At 61.5% G+C, this 2,182-nt stretch carries 2 protein-coding genes and 1 tRNA gene; all 3 read right to left on the reverse strand.

Features of this window, described 5'->3' with window-relative positions:
• Positions 1–37: 37 nt before the first annotated feature.
• The gene (locus tag AB5Y51_RS01810) at positions 38–1,297 is read right to left on the reverse strand and encodes a dicarboxylate/amino acid:cation symporter (RefSeq protein ID WP_368177961.1); all 1,260 of its coding nucleotides are present in this window, start codon (positions 1,295–1,297) and stop codon (positions 38–40) included.
• Positions 1,298–1,499: 202 nt separating this feature from the next.
• Positions 1,500–1,967 carry a hypothetical protein gene (locus AB5Y51_RS01815; RefSeq protein ID WP_368177962.1) on the reverse strand — a complete coding sequence of 156 codons (468 nt, stop codon included), beginning with the start codon at positions 1,965–1,967 and terminating at the stop codon, positions 1,500–1,502.
• A 133-nt stretch (positions 1,968–2,100) separates the two neighbouring features.
• A tRNA-Pro gene (locus tag AB5Y51_RS01820) sits at positions 2,101–2,177 on the reverse strand.
• Positions 2,178–2,182 lie beyond the last annotated feature (5 nt).

The raw sequence follows: 2,182 nt of genomic DNA on the forward strand, positions 1-2,182 counted from the left end.
CCCGCAGAGGCGGGCCGTTGTCATGGGGGTCAGGGGATCACGCCTTGGCGGTGTCCACCTCGCCGAGGGGGGCGGTCTCCCCCAGGCTGTCTTCGCTCTTGGCCACCACGCTCGCGGCGATGGCGTTGCCCAGCACGTTGGTGGCGGAGCGCCCCATGTCGAGGAAGTGGTCGATGCCGAGCAGCAGCAGGATGCCCGCTTCCGGGATGTGGAACTGGTTGAGGGTGGCGGCAATCACCACCAGGGAGGCGCGGGGCACCCCGGCCATCCCCTTGGAAGTAACCATCAGCAGCAGCAGCATGGTGATCTGCTGGGCCGTGGAGAGCTCGATGCCATAGGCCTGGGCGATGAACATCACCGCGAAGGTGCAGTACATCATGGAGCCGTCCAGGTTGAAGGAGTAGCCCATGGGGAGCACGAAGCTGGCGATGCGCTTGTCACAGCCAAATTTCTCCAGCCTGTCCAGGGTCTTGGGGTAGGCGGCCTCGGAGCTGGCGGTGGAGAAGGCGAGCAGTATGGGCTCGCGGATCATGGCCAGCAGGGTCAGGATGCGGCGGCGGATGAAGAGGCTGCCCATGGCGATGAGCAGCAGCCAGAGGCAGGCCAGGGCCAGATAGAACTGGGCCATGAAGCTGCCATAGGTGGCGAGGATGCCGAGCCCTTCCTTGGCGACCATGGCGGCGATGGCACCGAACACCGCGAAGGGGGCGAAGTTCATCACGTAGCCGGTCACCTTCAGCATGATCTCGGCGCTGCTTGCCATCAGCTTGACCACGGGTTTGGCGGCATCCCCCAGGGCGGCGGCGGCCAGCCCGAAGAAGAGGGAAAACACCACGATCTGCAGGATCTCGTTGGTGGCCATGGCCTCGATCACGCTTTTCGGGATGGCGTGGGTCACGAAGTCCTTGAGGGAGATGGCGCTGGCGGCCACCCCTGAGCTGGCGCCGTCATCGGGCAGTGAGAGGGAGAGACCGACCCCGGGTTGCATCAGGTGCACCATCACCAGCCCCAGGGTCAGTGACAGCAGGGAGGCCAGCATGAACCAGCCCAGGGTCTTGGCGCCGATGCGGCCCACGGTGCGGGTGTCACCCATCTTGGCGATGCCGACCACGAGCGTGGTGAACACCAGGGGGGCGATGATCATCTTGATGAGGCGCAGGAAGATGTCGGTCAGTATGGTGATGTCGCTGGCAAAGGTGGCGGCCTGGGCCGGGGCAAACAGGCGATAGCCTTGCCCGGTAAAAATGCCAAGCAACATCGCAATGAGGATGGCAACGGTCAATTTGTTCATTTTCATGGGGGGACAGTCTCGATATGTGCAGTGCCTGTGCAGGTGGGTTTGGTGCCACCTAAGTCCGTTTTTGTGATCCGGGCCATGGAATCCTGACAGCCGGTATGCTGGCAGCATGCCTAATCACGGAGGGGAAATCCAGCGACTTATATCAGAACTTTATGTTGTAAATAGTTGTATGTGATATAGATCTTGTAAATTAATTATATTAATCGCTGTTTATTTTAATGTTTGCCAGATAAATGGCTTCCAGGCTCTGTTCGTTTGAGGGGGCGCTTCCCAGGGAGAAGATCAGCAGTGCCGAGGTGCGGTGCTCCACCTGCATGTCATCCATGAAGGTGTCCCGCTCGTACTCGTCGAAGCCGAATTGGGGGCGCGTTGGCGTGACCCTGACCGCGTCCCGCGACAGGGTCAGCGACTGCACCTCTACCCAGGCATACCCCTGCGCCAGCGCCATCTCCCCCGCTCGCTTGAGCACGTACTTGCGCGCCGTTTCCCTGTCCACCAGATCGTTGCCCACAAACTCCAGTTGCCAGCGCGTCGCCCCGAGCCGGGTCTGGGAAAAACCGGTCTGGCCGTTCCAGAAGGACTTTTCGCTGTCATAGGCGGTGGCGCAGCCGCCGAGCAGCAGCGAGCCGCACAGGGCGAGGACGAACAAGAGGGAGCTTGGTGACATGGTGCTGGCCCTTGGCTGAGAGGGCCTCACTACAGCACAACGCCGCCCACGAGACAATCGCCTGCCAGGGCGTTGCCGCGGAGAGACAAAAAGAAAAGGCCTTGTCGTCTGACAAGGCCTTTCTCGGGGAATTTGGTCGGTGTGAGAGGATTCGAACCTCCGACCCTCTACACCCCATGCAGATGCGCTACCTGGCTGCGCTACACACCGACGGA

Origin of the sequence: Aeromonas sp. R7-1, from assembly GCF_040908115.1 — a bacterium.
Classification (GTDB): Bacteria; Pseudomonadota; Gammaproteobacteria; order Enterobacterales; family Aeromonadaceae; genus Aeromonas; species Aeromonas caviae.

What these genes read in the sequence shown, in the direction of transcription:
- AB5Y51_RS01815 (WP_368177962.1), bottom strand. Translation starts at nt 1,967, where the DNA reads ATGTCACCAAGCTCCCTCTTGTTCGTCCTCGCCCTGTGCGGCTCGCTG.
- AB5Y51_RS01810 (WP_368177961.1), bottom strand. Translation starts at nt 1,297, where the DNA reads ATGAAAATGAACAAATTGACCGTTGCCATCCTCATTGCGATGTTGCTT.